Below are 14700 nucleotides of genomic sequence, written 5' to 3'. Positions count from 1 at the left end.
CGGAGACGGGCCGCCGCGGGGTGTTACACGAGCCCCGTCGTGTAATACACGGCGATCACGAAGAACACCGCGAGCGTCTTGATGATCGTCACCGCGAAGATGTCGCGATACGACTCGCGGTGCGTGAGGCCCGTGACCGCGAGCAGCGTGATTACCGCGCCGTTGTGCGGCAGCGTGTCCATGCCGCCGCTGGCCATCGCGACCACCCGGTGCAGCACGTCCAGCGGGATATTGGCGGCCTGCGCACCCTTGATGAACAGGTCCGACATCGCGGCGAGCGCGATGCTCATGCCGCCCGAAGCCGAGCCCGTGATACCGGCGAGCGAGCTGACCGACACGGCCGCGTTGACGAGCGGGTTCGGGATGCTCTTCAGCGCATCGCTGACGACGAGGAAGCCCGGCAGCGCGGCGATCACGCCGCCGAAGCCGTATTCCGACGCGGTGTTCATCGCGGCGAGCAGCGCACCGGCGACGGCAGCCTTCGAACCGGCCGCGAAGCGCCCGCTCACGCGCTTGAATGCGGTCAGCACGACCAGCACGATGCCGAGCAGCAGCGCGGCCTCGACCGACCAGATCGCGACGACCGTCTTGATCGACGTCGTGACCGGCGCGTGCACGCCGGGCAGCACGTCCGGCGCGACCGTGTACGACGCGGCGCCGTACCACTGCGGAATCAGCTTCGTGAACGCGAAGTTCGACACGCCGACCAGGATCAGCGGCAGGATCGCGAGCGCCGGATGCGGCAGCGACGTGGTCTCGACGCGCTCCGGCTCGTTGACGAGCGACGTGCCGTAGCCTTCACCCTTCGCCATCGCCGAACGGCGGCGCCATTCGAGATACGTGAGGCCGACGACGATGATGAACAGCGAGCCGATCGTGCCGAGCACCGGCGCGGCCCAGGCGGTCGTCTTGAAGAACGTGGTCGGGATGATGTTCTGGATCTGCGGCGTGCCGGGCAGCGAATCCATCGTGAACGAGAACGCGCCGAGCGCGATCGCGCCGGGCATCAGCCGTTTCGGGATGTTGCTCTGGCGATAGAGTTCGGCTGCGAACGGATAGACCGCGAACACCACGACGAACAGCGATACGCCGCCATAGGTGAGCAGCGCGCACACCGCGACGATCACCGCATTCGCGCGTGAACGGCCGATGTAGCGGATCGCCGCATGGACGATCGACTCGGAGAACCCGGAGAGTTCGATCACCTTGCCGAACACTGCGCCGAGCATGAACACCGGGAAATACAGTTTGACGAAGCCGACCATCTTCTCCATGAAGATGCCGGAGAAGACCGGCGCGACGGCGGCGGGTTCGGTCAGGAGCACCGCGCCGAGCGCGGCGATCGGCGCGAACAGGATCACGCTGTAGCCGCGATACGCGGCGAACATCAGGAACGCCAGCGCGGCGAGGACGATCACGAAAGACAAGGGAGTCTCCTAATGGCTTTGGTTGTTGTTCGATCGCGGGACGCGCCGCGGACCGGCTCAGGTTCGTGCAGGTTTCGTGCCATCGGCCGGATTGCACCGCCGGACATGGGTCCGCCGGAGACTGGCGGGCCCGCGCCGGTCGTTGTCTGAGGATTCTACATAAAACGTCTCCATCCGGAGACGAAATGGCCGTTCGGCCAGCCCGTGGAATCGGGCAGGGCTTTCCCGGACAACGCATTGCGGCGTGTCTCCAGAGTGAGATAATCCGTCTCGTTCCGGAGACAGCCGGCCCAGAATACACGGAGACGACGACACGATGATGAATGACTGGGCCCGCCTGCCCGTCAACTACGGCGACGTGCTGCGGCGCGCCGCCGAGTCGCTGTTCCGGACCTTCGAGGATTCGAGCGCGGGCACGGTGGTCGTCGATCGCGATGCGCGCGTCGTGTGGATGAACGAGCGGTACGCGGCGCGCTTCGGTTTCGCCGATCCGCAGCAGGCCGTCGGCCTCGACTGCGAGGCCGTGATCCCGAACAGCCTGATGCGCGAGGTCGTGTCGACCGGGCAGCCGATCCTGCTCGACATCATGGAGACGGGCCGCGAGCCGCTCGTCGTCACGCGCCTGCCGCTGAAGAACGAGGCCGGCGAGACGGTCGGCGCGATCGGCTTTGCGCTGTTCGACCAGTTGAAGACGCTTACGCCGATCTTTTCCCGCTACGCCCAGCTTCAGCAGCAGTTGATCGCGACGCAGCGTTCGCTCGCGCAGGCGCGCCGCGCGAAATACACGTTCGCGAGCTTCGTCGGCACGAGCGCCGCGAGCCTCGAAACCAAGCGTCAGGCGCGCCGCGCCGCGCAGGTCGATTCGCCGGTGCTGCTGCTCGGCGAGACGGGCACCGGCAAGGAACTGCTTGCGCATGCGATTCACGCGGCGTCGGCGCGCGCGCTCCAGCCGCTCGTGACCGTCAACGTCGCCGCGATTCCCGACACGCTGCTCGAAACCGAATTCTTCGGCGCGGCACCTGGCGCGTACACGGGCGCCGATCGCAAGGGGCGCATCGGCAAGTTCGAGCTGGCCGATCGCGGCACGCTGTTTCTCGACGAGATCGGCGACATGCCGCTGCCGCTGCAGGGCAAGCTGCTGCGCGTGCTGCAGGACAAGGAATTCGAGCCGGTCGGCTCGAACCGGATCGTGCGCGCCGACGTCCGGATCATCGCGGCCACGAGCGCCGACCTGCCGGCGCTGGTCGCGGCCGGGCGTTTTCGCGCGGATCTCTATTACCGGCTGAACGTGCTGACGATCCACGCGCCGCCGCTGCGCGAGCGCGCGTCCGACATCGCGGCGCTCGTCTACGCGACGCTCGAGGAACTGGCCGCGCAGCACGGGCGCGCCGCCCATTGCGAGCTGACCGACGATGCGCTGCGGATGCTGTGTGCGTATCCGTGGCCGGGCAACGTGCGCGAGTTGCGCAACACGCTCGAACGCGCGCTGATGCTGTCGGACCGGTCGGTGATCGATGCGCGCGCGCTCGCGCCGTTCCTTGGGCCGGTGCGCGTCTCGACGGACGGTGCCGTGCCGGCGCAGCCGCTGGCCGTGGCACCGGTCGAACCGCGCGCGGGCGAGCGGCCTGCTGTGCCGGCCGCTTCGTATGCCGATGCATTGGCGGCGTGGGAGCGCCAGTTCCTGATCGATGCGCTGGCGGCCTGCGACGGGAAGGTGGTGGAAGCGGCCGCGCGCATCGGGATCGGCCGCGCGACGCTGTACAAGAAACTGGCGGCGCTGGGCATCGACCGGTAAGCCAGACGGCCAAGCCGGCGCGCTCGGACGTGAAGCATCGAACAACAGGAGATCACGATGAAACGGATCGGCATCGCAGGGTGGCTGACCATGTGGCTGGCGACCGCCGCGTTCGCGCAGTCCGGCGACACCGATGCACCCGAGGCGCGGCGCAACTGGTACAACGATCCGTTCATCGCGCTGTCGCGGGACGTGGCCGAATGCCCGTTGCCGCTCGGCCCATGGATGACCCGGGCCGAGATGACGGACGACGCGCATTACCGCGCCGAACGCGGCACCACCTGCTGGCTTGCGCATCGCTGCACGAAGCCGAATTCCTATATGTATGACGCACCGATCGCCGATGCCGTGAAGGCGCACTTCGCCGGCTCCGATCGGCTGCATGGCACGAGCCTGTGGATCACCGTGCAGCGACGTTTCATTTACGTCGAAGGATGTGCGGATACGGCGTTCGATCAGCCGGCGTTGCAGCGCGAACTCGAGGCGCTTCCGGACGTCGAGCAGGTGTTCGTTCGCATCACCGACGATCCACGCAAGCGCTTGCCGTACAAGGCGCGCGGGCAACCCGGCCGTACGCCGAACTGACGGCCGAAGGGTCGCGCATGGCATACTCGCGGCATTCAAAAAAAGGTTGACGGGAACCACAATGAAACACATGCTTGCGTCGGTCTGTCGGTGGCCTCGGGCGGCCGTTGTGTTGGCTCTGGTTGCAGGGCTCGGCGGGTGTGGCGGCAGCGCGCCGCTGTTCACTTCGGACGGGCGTCCGACTACCCAGGTGCAATGCACCGGTAGCGACTGGAGCAATTGCACCGACAATGCGCGGGCGATCTGCAACGGCGATTTCGAAGTGATTCAGCAATCGAGCGATGACGCCACGCGAAATCTTCTCTTCGCGTGCAAGAAAAAGAGCGGTTATTGATCCCGAGATAACCGGCTGAGGCGGTCACGATCGGGCGAAGTGTTTTTCTGTTGGCTGAGCGTCATCTATTTTTCACGAATAACACTCACGGAGTCCCATCCATATGGCGACCTACAGGCAACTGACCGCGCAGCTCGAACGGCTTCAGCAAAAGATCGACAAGGAACGCGAAAAGGCGATTGCCGATGCGATTGCCGATATCCGCGCGAAAATCGAGGAATACGACATTACGCCGGAAGAACTCGGGTTTCGTCCGGTGGGCGCGGCCGCTGGCGCAGCCAAGCCGAAGCGCGTGTCGCCGCCGAAATATTTGAATCCGAAGACGGGTGAAACCTGGAGTGGCCGCGGGCGCTCGCCGACCTGGCTCGGCAAGAATCGCGAGCGTTTCCTGATCAAGGACTGACTCCCGAAAAACCTCACCTTTCGCGTACTGACTGACGGTGCGAACGGCCATGCGGCCGTCGCACCGTTTTGTTTTTGCGCATTTCCGGCGCGATTCCCGACGGCGTATTGAACCGCGACGCCGCGCAATTAACGGATCCCGTTTTGCGAATTCGCTGCGATTCGACGGGATATCGCGGTGAATTCCGGTAAACAGCCGCGCAATTGCGCAGCGCATGCGCATTGGCCTGCGCCATTCTCGTGGTGCACGCATGCTGCGAATTCCGATCACCGTTCGCATGTTGGCGCGTGGCGCCGCGCAATTCCCGAAGAGTCTCACCATGGCTCCTGTAAATCCTCACCTTTGACGAAGCGGACGCAGCGTCGCGCTGCACGCCTGCACCGTGCGCGCCGAGCGGAGGGGCTCGGCCGGCGCGCGGCGATGGCTTCCGTGCTGGTGTTGCAGGCCCATGATGCGAGCGTTGACGTGGGTCGAACAGTCGGCCGTTCGACATATAGGCAGCCGCATGCGCTTCGCCTATGCTTGGGGTTCGCGTCGATCGGCGTATGGCCTGTCCGTGCCGCATGCCGATCGGGTCGTCTTTCGTTACCGCAGGGAGCCGATGTGACCGTTCGCCATCTCGATGCGTTGTTCCAGCCCAAGTCCGTTGCGGTCGTCGGTGCGTCGTCGCGCGCGGGCAGTATCGGCGCGATGGTGTGGTCGCGCGTGCTCGACGGTGCATTCGAGGGGCCCGTGTGGCCCGTCAATCCGAAGTATCGTGAGCTGCACGGGCATCCGGTCGTTGCCGATGTCGACCGGTTGCCCGCGCCGCCGTCGGTGGCCGTGATCTGCACGCCGCCCGCGACCTGGGCCGGCATCGTGCGCAAGCTCGGCGAGCTTGGCACGCGCGTTGCGGTGATCGTCGGCGAGGCGCGTACCGATGCCGATCGCGCCGCGCTCGATCGCACGCTGAAGGCGGCGAAGCCGTTCGTGCTCCGTATCGTCGGGCCGGGCAGCCTCGGCGTGCTGTCGCCTGCACGGCACGCGCATTTCGGCGCGCCGGCCTATACGGCGCGATCGGGCGGCGTCGCATGGGTGTCGCAATCGAACGCGCTGACGAACGCGGTGCTCGGCTGGGCCGATGCACGGGGCCTCGGCTTTTCGCACGTCGTCGCGCTCGGCGGCGAGTCCGACGTCGATGCGGGCGACGTGCTCGACTATCTCGCGAGCGATCCCGGCACGCGCGCGATCCTGCTCGAACTCGATACCGTGCGCGCCGCGCGCAAGTTCATGTCGGCCGCGCGCGCGGCCGCACGCAACAAGCCGGTGCTCGCATTGCGCACCGGCCGCGCCGATCCCGGCGACGCGCTCTATACGGCGGCGTTCCAGCGCGCGGGGATGGTGCGGGTGGATGCGCTCGACGATCTGCTCGACGAGATCGAGACGCTCGGCGTCGGCCGCGTCACGGCGCGCGGCGCGGCCACGCTCGTGACGAGCGATGCGGGTGTCGCGAAACTCGCGGTCGATGCGGTGGCCGAAGTGCGCGATGTGCTGACCGACTGGTCGCCCGCGGCAACATCTGCGGTGTCGGCGGCGCTGCCGCATCTCGCATCGCCCGCCAATCCGCTGACGCTGGGCGACGATGCGCGCCCCGAGCATTTCGCCGCGGCGGTCAAGGCGCTCGCACCGTTCCCGCAAACGGGCACGCTGTTCGTCGTCCATTCGACTTCCCACAGCGCGCCGGCCGATGCGGTTGCGCATACGCTGATCGAATCACGGCAGTACGCGCATCGCGGCATCCTCGCGTGTTTCTTCGGCGCGGTCGACGCGGCGACGCGCGATGCGCTGCACGCGAACGGCATTCCGGTGCACACCACGCCGCAGCGGCTCGCGCGCGCGTATGCGCGTCTCGTCGACTACAACCTCGGGCGGCAACTGCTGATGCAAACGCCCGAGGGTACGCCGCTGCAGCCGGCCGAGTGCGTGGCATCCGCGCAGGCCGATGCGCGCCGGAGGGTCGAAGCCGGCCAGCATGAACTGACCGGCGAAGCCGCGCTGCGCTGGCTGTCTCATTTTGGCCTGCAGGGCGAGCCTGCCGTCGAGCCGGGCGGAAAGAAAGTCGTCGATGTCACCGTCGACATGTACGACGATTCGAACTTCGGCCCGGTGTTTCGCTATGCCGTGCCGCCCGCGGACGGCGTATCGGCGCCGTTCGTCGTCTATGGCCTGCCGCCGCTGAACACCGTGCTTGCCCGCGCGGTGATGGAACGCTCGCCGTATGCGCGCAGCACACCCATCGAGCCGACGCTCGATGCGTTGACGGCGCTGTCGCAGGTCGTCTGCGACGTGCGTGAAGTTGTTGCGATGTCGGTCACGCTGCGCGTGCTGTCCGACCGCGCGCACGTGATCGCGCCGCGCATCACGCTGGCAGCGGGGCGCAGCCGGCTCGCGATCATGCCGTATCCACGCCACCTCGAGCAGACGCTCGAGTGGCGCGGCGAGACGGTGACGATCCGCCCGATCCGACCAGAAGACGAGGCCGCGCACAACGAACTGCTCGGCGCGATGACGCCGGAGGATCTGCGGATGCGTTTCTTCGGCGCGGTGCGCAGCTTCGATCATTCGCAGGTCGCGCGCATGACGCAGATCGATTACGACCGTGAGATGGCCTTCATCGTGTCGTTCACCGATGTGTCGGGCCGCGACCACACGCTCGCGGTGGTGCGCGCGGTGGCCGATCCCGACAACGAGACGGCGGAGTTCGCGATCGCGGTACGACCCGATCAGAAGGGCAAGGGGCTTGGCCGGCTGCTGATGACCCGCATCATCGATTACGCGCGCTCGCGCGGAACCGCCTGGATGATCGGCGAGGCGCTGCGCGAGAACACGGCGATGATCTCGCTGGCGAAGGCGTGCGGGTTTGCGGTGTCGACGACGGAGGAGCCTGGCGTCGTGGGCTTCAGGATGAAGTTGCAGCCGTAGCGTCTGTCGGCGGCCCGACACGCGGAGACGTTGCATGCGGTGGATGTCTCCGGCCTCCCGGCACGTTCGGCATGTTGCCGGTCAGGAATGCAGAGCATTCGAACCTGCGTCGCGATCGAAGCAACCGAGAAAGTGTCGGCGCCTGTTCGCAGCGGAAATATCGACGCGCAAATGGCACCGATCCGGCACCGCGAGACGCGTACCGCTTGCCGCGATATACGCTCCGCGCCGCTGTTTCAGACAAGGTGTCGTCACGCATTTACCGCCGCATTCCACCTTCGAAAATTCGAACTTACCCAAAAGGTGAGACTTTTCGGGAGCTGTCGGTGAGCTTCTCCGGGAAGGTTGGGGTGAGTCGATACGGGAGCGCTTGGTGAGCCGATACAGGAACACTCGGTGAGCCTTCCCGGGAAGGGCCGGTGAGCACCTGCGGGAGCCGCCGGTGAGCCTTTCCGGGGCACATGGGTGAGGATCTGCGGGAAGCGTCGGTGAGGACATCCGGGACGCTTGGGTGAGGGTCTCCAGGAGCCTGGGTGAGCTTATTCGGGAGGGTCAGGTGAGTGCTTGCGGGACGCAAAGGTGAGGCTTTTCGGGAGCGTGCGGATGCACGTCTCCCGCAAGCGCAACGCCGGCCTGGGCCGGCGTTACGCGGGGTGCGGGCACGCATGAACCGTGCCCGTGGCGACATTCAGGCAGCAAGTTTCGACGCTGCGTCGTTCACCTGATCGCGAGAAATCGCGAGTTCCTCGAGGTGCGGATCGGCATAGACGGCGCCGGTTTCGCGCTCGAGGCGGGCGATCGTCAGCGCACAGCGCGCGGTGTCCTTCGGCATTGCGATGAAGCGCTTGACCGATTCGCCGGACGTGAACGCTTCGAACAGCGCGCCGCGCACGTCGTCCGGAAGCGTCTTGGTCCACTGGTACGGCTTGCCGTTGAACGTGATCGACGGCGGCAGCGTGCGCTCCTTCTTGGTCGCCGTGATGAGCCCATAGGTGCGGGCCGCGTCGCCGATCTGTTCGGGCGAGAAGAGTTCGTCGGGCGTGATGTCGAACTGCTCGATGTAGCTCTCGATCGCCTGCATTGCAGCGGTACGATCGTCGCGCTTCTTCTGCGCGCGCGCGACGATATCGCGGAGCTCGTCCGCCTCTTCGGGCGTGATCGTGAAGCTTGCCTGCTTCTGCTGAAGTTCGGAGAAACGCTGGAATTCTTGATCGTTCAGAAGTTTGGCCATGACATCCATCGGACACGACGGCCGCGACAACCGGCCGCCGTAGTTTTTGAGAGGGCCGCTATTTTAGCGTAGCGCCGTGGGGGCACGATATGGCACCGTGCATCGCGCTCCGCAGAGGGGTCGCGCGCAACCGGGGGCAACGCGATAGCGCCGCCGCCGGTGCGCTCCGCCGAGCCTGCGCGTCAGCAGGTCTCGTCGCGGCACATCGACAGATGGGCGGCCGTCTCGCGCACCCCTTCGACGACCGTGTCGACGGACGGCGCCATGTGCGCATCGATCCGGCGCATGTACGGGCAGGTCAGCACCGCGATCGCATGGCCGGACGGCCCGAGGATCGGTGCGGTCAGGTCGGTCACGCCGTACGCCTGACGGCTGTCCTCGCGCAGGTAGCCGTCCTGCCGGATGGACTGGCACGCATACGCGAGTTCCTGCTCGTTCAATGGCGCTTCGCCCTTGACCTTGCGGTGCTCGGCGAGCATGTGCGCGCGCTGCTCGGCACCCTGGAACGCCAGCATCACGCGCCCCGATGCCGTATCGACGAGCCCGACACGCGAGCCGAGCCGGACCGACACGCCCCACGGGCCGGGCCCGTCGACCTGCGCGATCACGAGCAGGTTGCCGCGATCGTAGACGGACAGGTGACACGATTGCTCGGAGGAATCCGCGAAACGCTGCATCGGCGGCAAGGCCTCGGCGATCAGCCGGCTCATCGGCGGATGGCGGTGCGCGAGCGAGAACAGCTTGAGGCTGAGCGTGTAGCGGTCGCCGCCGGTCGAACGCATCACGTAGCGGCGCGCGACGAGGCGTTCGAGCATCCGGTAGATCTCGCTCGCGTTGCGGCCGAGTTCCTTCGTGATTTCGGTGCGGGTGAGGCCTTCTTTCTGCTCCGACAGGAGTTCGAGAATGTCGAGACCCTTGTCGAGCGCGGGTGCGCGATAGCGGTCGATTGCGCCCATCGATTCCCGTGCGTCGCAGCCGGGAAGCAGGTCGTTGGTTGTTTGCATTGTCGGTGTGAAGTTGGGGGATTACTTTCGATCGATTGGCGACGCACGCTGACCGATTCTGCAACACGCTTGTGTCGCGCCCGCGTGTGGCGACGAACGCCATCCGTTTGAGCTTAACAACAAACATTTAGTGTGCAATGCAGCGTCTTTTTACCGATCGTTACCGGATAAGAACGGATCGATTCCCGTTCGGGATGACAGGGAAGCCCCGAATACCCGGTATTCATGACAGGTGGCACCGGTTCAAGGTATTCGAAAGGAAATCGGCCGGTGGCGCTGCCCGCGATGCTGCGCCGCAGCGCCGGCGGGCGCACCAATAGTCGGTATCCGTCACGCGTCATTTCACGGCGCGCGGCCGATGGTACAAAGGCTGGCGGGCCAGCGACGGTGCGGCCGCGCGTGAAGCCGGCCGCTATGGGCCGGACCATGTCGCGGGTGCCGGGCCGTCGTCGCCGATGCGCAGACCGGCGGCCGCCCGTTCGATGCGCGCCATACTTCCGTGCGGCGCCGCGATCGCTGCGCCCGCGCGACCCTCGCGCGTCGACGGCATGCCGGATGCGGCGTCGACGCGCGCAATCGACGATCGACAATCAGTCCGGCGCGCGGCCGCGAATGGCCGCGTCGGCCGGAATCCTGTCCCATTCGACAACAGAGGTTGACCACGATGAAACTGCTTCGCTATGGCCCGTCAGGCCAGGAAAAGCCCGGGATGCTCGACGCGGACGGCCGGATTCGCGACCTGTCCGCGCAGGTGCAGGATCTGTCCGGCGATGTGCTGTCCGACGCAGGTCTCGCGCGGCTGCGCGCGATCGATCCGGCCACGTTGCCGCTGGTGTCGGGCGAGCCGCGCATCGGCGCGTGCGTCGGGCAGGTCGGCAAGTTCATCGGCATCGGCCTGAACTACGCCGATCACGCGGCCGAAGCCGGCATGCCGGTGCCGAAGGAGCCGGTCGTGTTCGGCAAGTGGACGAGCTCGATCTGCGGCCCGAACGACGGCATCGATATCCCGAAGGGCTCGGTCAAGACCGACTGGGAAGTCGAGCTGGGCGTCGTGATCGGTGCGACCTGCAAGGACGTCGACGAAGCGCGCGCGCTCGATTACGTCGCGGGCTACTGCGTCGTCAACGACGTGTCCGAGCGCGAATGGCAGATCGAACGCGGCGGCCAGTGGGACAAGGGCAAGGGCTTCGACACGTTCGGCCCGATCGGTCCGTGGCTCGTCACGCGCGACGAGGTGCCCGATCCGCAGCGTCTCGACCTGTGGCTCGAAATCGACGGACACCGCTATCAGAACGGGAACACCCGCACGATGGTGTTCACCGTCGCGCAGCTGATCGCCTATCTGTCGCGCTGCATGACGCTGCAGCCGGGCGACGTGATCACGACCGGCACGCCGCCGGGCGTCGGCATGGGCATCAAGCCGTCGCCGGTATTCCTGAAGGCCGGCCAGACGGTGCGCCTCGGTGTCGAAGGACTCGGCGAGCAACTGCAGCACACGCGCGACGCGCGATAGCCACGCACCTGGCGATTCCGTCGAACGACCGCCGCCGGCAGTTCGATAGCAAGGGCCCGATTCCGCATGGCGCGGAATCGAGCCCTTGTCTTGGGTGACGCGAGCGCGATTACACGACGTTGTCGAGTTCGCAATGTGCTTCCAGCCGATATCCGTCGGGATCGACGACGAACGCCGCGTAGTAGCCCGGCCCGTAGTGGTCGCGCTTGCCCGGCCCGCCGTTGTCCTGACCGCCGTGCTCGAGTGCGGCGCGGTAGAACGCGTCGACTTCGACGGGCGAAGCGGCCTTGAACGACAGGTGCATCCCCGAGTCGGGATCAGGGGCGACAGGGCGAGGTGCATATTGCAGCCACAACTGCGGCTCGGTTGCGCCGTACCCGATGGATTCGTCGTCGGTATGCAGCCTTTTGTAGCCGAGCGCGCCGAGCGTGCTGTCGTAGAAGGCTCGGCTGCGGCCGACGTGTGCAACGCCGAACGAAAGGTGATCGATCATTTGTGGCTCCTTGGACTGAAGAGGGACGTCAGTACGGCAAGCCTGCTTATAACCACCATGCCAGCCGCTTGTAGCGGAGTGTGCCGAGTGTGCTGTCGTAGAACGCGCGGCTGCGGTTGTTGTGGATAACGCCGGACAAAAGACGATCGATCATCTGTGGCTCCTTGAACTGAGGCGGGTGTCAGTGCAGCAAACCTTTTATAACTACCATGCTGGTTATGTTAGGAAGCGCTCGCGGGCTTGTCAACCGGCATGGTGGTTAGATACGATCCGGGCATGAGCGATACGCAACCTTCCGTCACGATGGACTGCCTGATTCCGGCGCCGCCCGAAACCCTGAGCATCGATTTCGCGAACACGCTGTACTGGCGCGGCAGCGATCCGCCGACGGAAACCTTCGGCACGATGGACGACCTGCTGGCGTGGTGTCGCGACCAGGCAGGCGTGCCGGCCGGCCTTACGCAAGCGTGTCGCGCGCACGGCGAAGAAGAAGGGGAGCCGGCGATGCTCGCGCACGCGCTCGCGTTGCGCGAGGCGCTGTATCGGCTCTTTCTTGCGCAGGCCGAACAGCGCGAGCCGCAGGTGGACGATCTCGCACTGCTCGGCGGCTTCCTGGCGGAAGCGGCGCCGCGTGTCGCGCTGGCACGCGTCGATGGCGGTTATGCGTGGCGGATCGGGGAAGGGGGTGCGACGCTGGCCGGGCTGCTGAGCCCGGTATTGTGGTCGGCGATCGACCTGCTCGGCGGCGCGCGGCTCGCAAAGGTCAAGCGTTGCGCGAACGATGCCTGCCAGTGGCTGTTCATCGACGACAGCAAGAACGGCAGCCGCCGCTGGTGCTCGATGTCGTCGTGCGGCAATCGCGCGAAGGCATACCGCCACTATCACAAGGCCGACTGACGGTCGGCCCGGTCATTGCGCGGCAGCCGCCATATTCATTTCACCGACAACTTCCGCCACAGCGTCGTCTTGCTGATGCCGAGCATCGCGCACGCGCGGTCGCGGTCGCCGCCGCATGCGTCGAGCACCGCGCGGATCTCGTCGGCTTCCGCGCGACGGCGGCGCGCGTGCAGTGTCTGCGCGTCGTCGCTGTCGGCCGCGTCGGGTGGTGCCGCGAACAGCTCGGGTGCGATCGCCTGCAGCGCGTCGGGATCGAGCGCGCCGCACGCGGCGGCCGGATCGCTTTCATCGGCTGCCTCGGCCAGCTCCACCGCGATCCGCTCGATCACGTTCTGCAGTTCGCGCACGTTGCCGGGCCACCGGTAGCGTGCGAGCGCAGCCTGCGTTACGCCGAGCACGCGCGCGGCATCGTCGGAGTCGCGCAGGCGTGCGGCGAGGCGCGGCTCGCGTCGTGCGGCCTGCACGAGCAGCGTGGCCGCGAGTGCGGGGATGTCGGCGGCGCGCTCGCGCAGCGGCGGCAGGCCGACATTCAGGATGTTGAGCCGGTAATAGAGATCCGCGCGGAACGTGCCGGCCTCGACGGCCACGAGCAGCGGACGGTGCGTCGCGGCGATCACGCGCACGTCGATGCGGATCGGCTCGGTCGAGCCGAGGCGGATCACCTCGCGCTCCTGCAGCACGCGCAGCAGCCGGCTCTGCAGCGACGGCGGCATCTCGCCGATCTCGTCGAGAAACAGCGTGCCGCGGTGGGCGGCTTCGAACAGGCCGGTCTTGCCGCCGCGCCGCGCACCGGTGAACGCGCCTTCCTCATAGCCGAACAGCTCGCTCTCGAGCAGCGCCTCCGGAAACGCGCCGCAATTGACCGCGACGAACGGGTAGCTGCGCCGCGCGGACAGCGCGTGCAGGCTTTGCGCGATCATTTCCTTGCCGGTGCCGCTTTCGCCGAGCACGAGCACGGTCGCATCGGACTTCGCGTAGCGGCGCACGAGCTCGCGCACACGCGCCATCGGTACGGATGCACCCACCACGTCGTCGAGCGCGTAGCGCGCGGCGAATTGCTGCGTGGTGGGCTGCGAGCGCAATGCGCGGTCGAGCCGTTCGACCGCGCGCGATTCCTGGAACGTCAGCACGCTGCCCGACGTGACGCCGCGATCGACGAGCGGCCCGCGATGCACGACGTAGCGTACGCCGCGCACGGTCGCGAGCGCGTCGCCGTCCTCGCCGCGCAGCGTGCGCAGCTCGGGCCGCAGGTCGACCAGCGCGCGGCCGACGGCCGCCGCGGGTTCGACCCCGAGCGCCGACGCAAGCCGTTCGTTGATCGCTTCCACGCGGCCGTGTGCGTCGAGCGCGACCACGCCGTCGCGCAGGTGCTGGAGCAGGTTGTCGAGCCGCTGGCGGCGGAACGCCTCGGCATGCGTCGCATACGCGACTTCGAGCGCCGTCTCGACGGCCTTGCGCACCGACGCGTGCGAATACAGGAACACCGCGCCCATGCCGGCGCTGGCCGCGAGGTCGGTGACGAGGCCGGGGCCGACGATCGTCTCGATGCCGCGGTCGTGCAGGTCGTGCACGCAGGCTTCCGCTTCCTGCGCGGACTGATATGACGCAAACTGCACGTCGAGGCCGTATGCGGCGACGAAGCGGCGCACTTCGGGCGGCGTTTCCCCGGCGCTGACGAGCGCGATCCGCGACGCGTCGCGCCGGGCGCGCGCGAGCGCCTGCATCACGTCGAAACCGGTCGGCGACACGACCACCACCGGCACCTGCGCACGCGTCTTCAGGAAGCCGCCGTTCGAGCCGGCCGCGACGATCACGTCGGGCCGCGCGGTGCCGGCCTCGGCGATCGCGCTGAGCGCATCCTCATAGGCGCGCGTCACGATGCGCACGTCGGCGCGTTCGTCGAATTCGCCGGCGATCTCGCGAAACAGGTCGCGCAGGCGGCTGATGCCCATCGCCCAGATGCGCGGGCGCGCCGCGCGATCGGCCGGGCCGACGGGCTTGGTCGAGGAGAGGTCCATGGCGGTCGATTATGCGCGCGCGATTTCATTTTTGAAACA

The 14700-nt window shown here is 66.9% G+C and carries 12 protein-coding genes; 7 read left to right on the top strand and 5 right to left on the bottom strand.

Annotated elements, in window-relative coordinates:
* Nucleotides 1-23: 23 nt before the first annotated feature.
* Nucleotides 24-1427 carry a GntP family permease gene (locus tag LGM89_RS29895; RefSeq protein ID WP_089428826.1) on the bottom strand — a complete coding sequence of 468 codons (1404 nt, stop codon included), beginning with the start codon at nt 1425-1427 and terminating at the stop codon, nt 24-26.
* 316 nt (nt 1428-1743) lie between these two features.
* Between LGM89_RS29895 and LGM89_RS29890 the strand changes: the two genes are divergently transcribed.
* From LGM89_RS29890 to LGM89_RS29870, 5 genes are all read left to right on the top strand, one after another.
* A complete protein-coding gene (locus LGM89_RS29890; RefSeq protein ID WP_089496018.1) occupies nt 1744-3222 on the top strand; it encodes a sigma-54 interaction domain-containing protein in 1479 nt (492 codons plus the stop codon).
* Between the two features lie 57 nt (nt 3223-3279).
* Nucleotides 3280-3807 (top strand): BON domain-containing protein, encoded by a 528-nt coding sequence (locus LGM89_RS29885; RefSeq protein ID WP_089496019.1) that lies wholly within the window; start codon nt 3280-3282, stop codon nt 3805-3807.
* Nucleotides 3808-3868: 61 nt separating this feature from the next.
* The gene (locus LGM89_RS29880) at nt 3869-4141 is read left to right on the top strand and encodes a hypothetical protein (RefSeq protein WP_081421152.1); all 273 of its coding nucleotides are present in this window, start codon (nt 3869-3871) and stop codon (nt 4139-4141) included.
* Nucleotides 4142-4244: 103 nt separating this feature from the next.
* Nucleotides 4245-4544, top strand: a complete 300-nt coding sequence (locus tag LGM89_RS29875; protein WP_089475849.1) for an H-NS family nucleoid-associated regulatory protein — start codon at nt 4245-4247, stop codon at nt 4542-4544.
* A 603-nt stretch (nt 4545-5147) separates the two neighbouring features.
* Nucleotides 5148-7505 carry a GNAT family N-acetyltransferase gene (locus tag LGM89_RS29870; protein ID WP_226274899.1) on the top strand — a complete coding sequence of 786 codons (2358 nt, stop codon included), beginning with the start codon at nt 5148-5150 and terminating at the stop codon, nt 7503-7505.
* A gap of 688 nt (nt 7506-8193) precedes the next feature.
* Here the strand turns inward: LGM89_RS29870 and LGM89_RS29865 are convergent.
* Nucleotides 8194-8745 carry a hypothetical protein gene (locus LGM89_RS29865; protein ID WP_039349620.1) on the bottom strand — a complete coding sequence of 184 codons (552 nt, stop codon included), beginning with the start codon at nt 8743-8745 and terminating at the stop codon, nt 8194-8196.
* A 173-nt stretch (nt 8746-8918) separates the two neighbouring features.
* Complete coding sequence (locus LGM89_RS29860) at nt 8919-9740, bottom strand: IclR family transcriptional regulator (protein ID WP_089496022.1); 822 nt, start codon at nt 9738-9740, stop codon at nt 8919-8921.
* A gap of 664 nt (nt 9741-10404) precedes the next feature.
* Between LGM89_RS29860 and LGM89_RS29855 the strand changes: the two genes are divergently transcribed.
* Nucleotides 10405-11253: an ureidoglycolate lyase gene (locus LGM89_RS29855; protein WP_089496023.1), complete on the top strand. Its 849-nt coding sequence runs from the start codon at nt 10405-10407 to the stop codon at nt 11251-11253.
* Nucleotides 11254-11362: 109 nt separating this feature from the next.
* On the opposite strand, the gene LGM89_RS29850 is transcribed toward LGM89_RS29855, so the two are convergent.
* The gene (locus tag LGM89_RS29850) at nt 11363-11746 is read right to left on the bottom strand and encodes a VOC family protein (RefSeq protein ID WP_089496024.1); all 384 of its coding nucleotides are present in this window, start codon (nt 11744-11746) and stop codon (nt 11363-11365) included.
* 276 nt (nt 11747-12022) lie between these two features.
* Here LGM89_RS29850 and LGM89_RS29845 point away from each other — a divergent pair, with 276 nt between their 5' ends.
* A complete protein-coding gene (locus LGM89_RS29845) occupies nt 12023-12643 on the top strand; it encodes a CGNR zinc finger domain-containing protein (protein WP_226207259.1) in 621 nt (206 codons plus the stop codon).
* A gap of 35 nt (nt 12644-12678) precedes the next feature.
* Here LGM89_RS29845 and prpR read toward each other — a convergent pair whose 3' ends face one another.
* Complete coding sequence (prpR, locus tag LGM89_RS29840) at nt 12679-14661, bottom strand: propionate catabolism operon regulatory protein PrpR (RefSeq protein WP_089496026.1); 1983 nt, start codon at nt 14659-14661, stop codon at nt 12679-12681.
* Nucleotides 14662-14700: the final 39 nt, after the last annotated feature.

Source organism: Burkholderia sp. AU31624 (genome assembly GCF_020420065.1).
In the GTDB taxonomy this organism is placed as follows: Bacteria; Pseudomonadota; Gammaproteobacteria; order Burkholderiales; family Burkholderiaceae; genus Burkholderia.
Note: the sequence above shows the minus strand (reverse complement) of the source record. Positions and strands in the feature narration are given on the sequence as shown.

Excerpts from the sequence above, each read along its gene's own strand:
- LGM89_RS29855 (WP_089496023.1), top strand. The coding sequence starts at position 10,405 with ATGAAACTGCTTCGCTATGGCCCGTCAGGCCAGGAAAAGCCCGGGATG.
- LGM89_RS29875 (WP_089475849.1), top strand. The coding sequence starts at position 4,245 with ATGGCGACCTACAGGCAACTGACCGCGCAGCTCGAACGGCTTCAGCAA.
- LGM89_RS29890 (WP_089496018.1), top strand. The coding sequence starts at position 1,744 with ATGATGAATGACTGGGCCCGCCTGCCCGTCAACTACGGCGACGTGCTG.
- LGM89_RS29850 (WP_089496024.1), bottom strand. The coding sequence starts at position 11,746 with ATGATCGATCACCTTTCGTTCGGCGTTGCACACGTCGGCCGCAGCCGA.
- LGM89_RS29885 (WP_089496019.1), top strand. The coding sequence starts at position 3,280 with ATGAAACGGATCGGCATCGCAGGGTGGCTGACCATGTGGCTGGCGACC.
- LGM89_RS29880 (WP_081421152.1), top strand. The coding sequence starts at position 3,869 with ATGAAACACATGCTTGCGTCGGTCTGTCGGTGGCCTCGGGCGGCCGTT.
- LGM89_RS29845 (WP_226207259.1), top strand. The coding sequence starts at position 12,023 with ATGAGCGATACGCAACCTTCCGTCACGATGGACTGCCTGATTCCGGCG.
- LGM89_RS29860 (WP_089496022.1), bottom strand. The coding sequence starts at position 9,740 with ATGCAAACAACCAACGACCTGCTTCCCGGCTGCGACGCACGGGAATCG.
- LGM89_RS29865 (WP_039349620.1), bottom strand. The coding sequence starts at position 8,745 with ATGGATGTCATGGCCAAACTTCTGAACGATCAAGAATTCCAGCGTTTC.
- prpR (WP_089496026.1), bottom strand. The coding sequence starts at position 14,661 with ATGGACCTCTCCTCGACCAAGCCCGTCGGCCCGGCCGATCGCGCGGCG.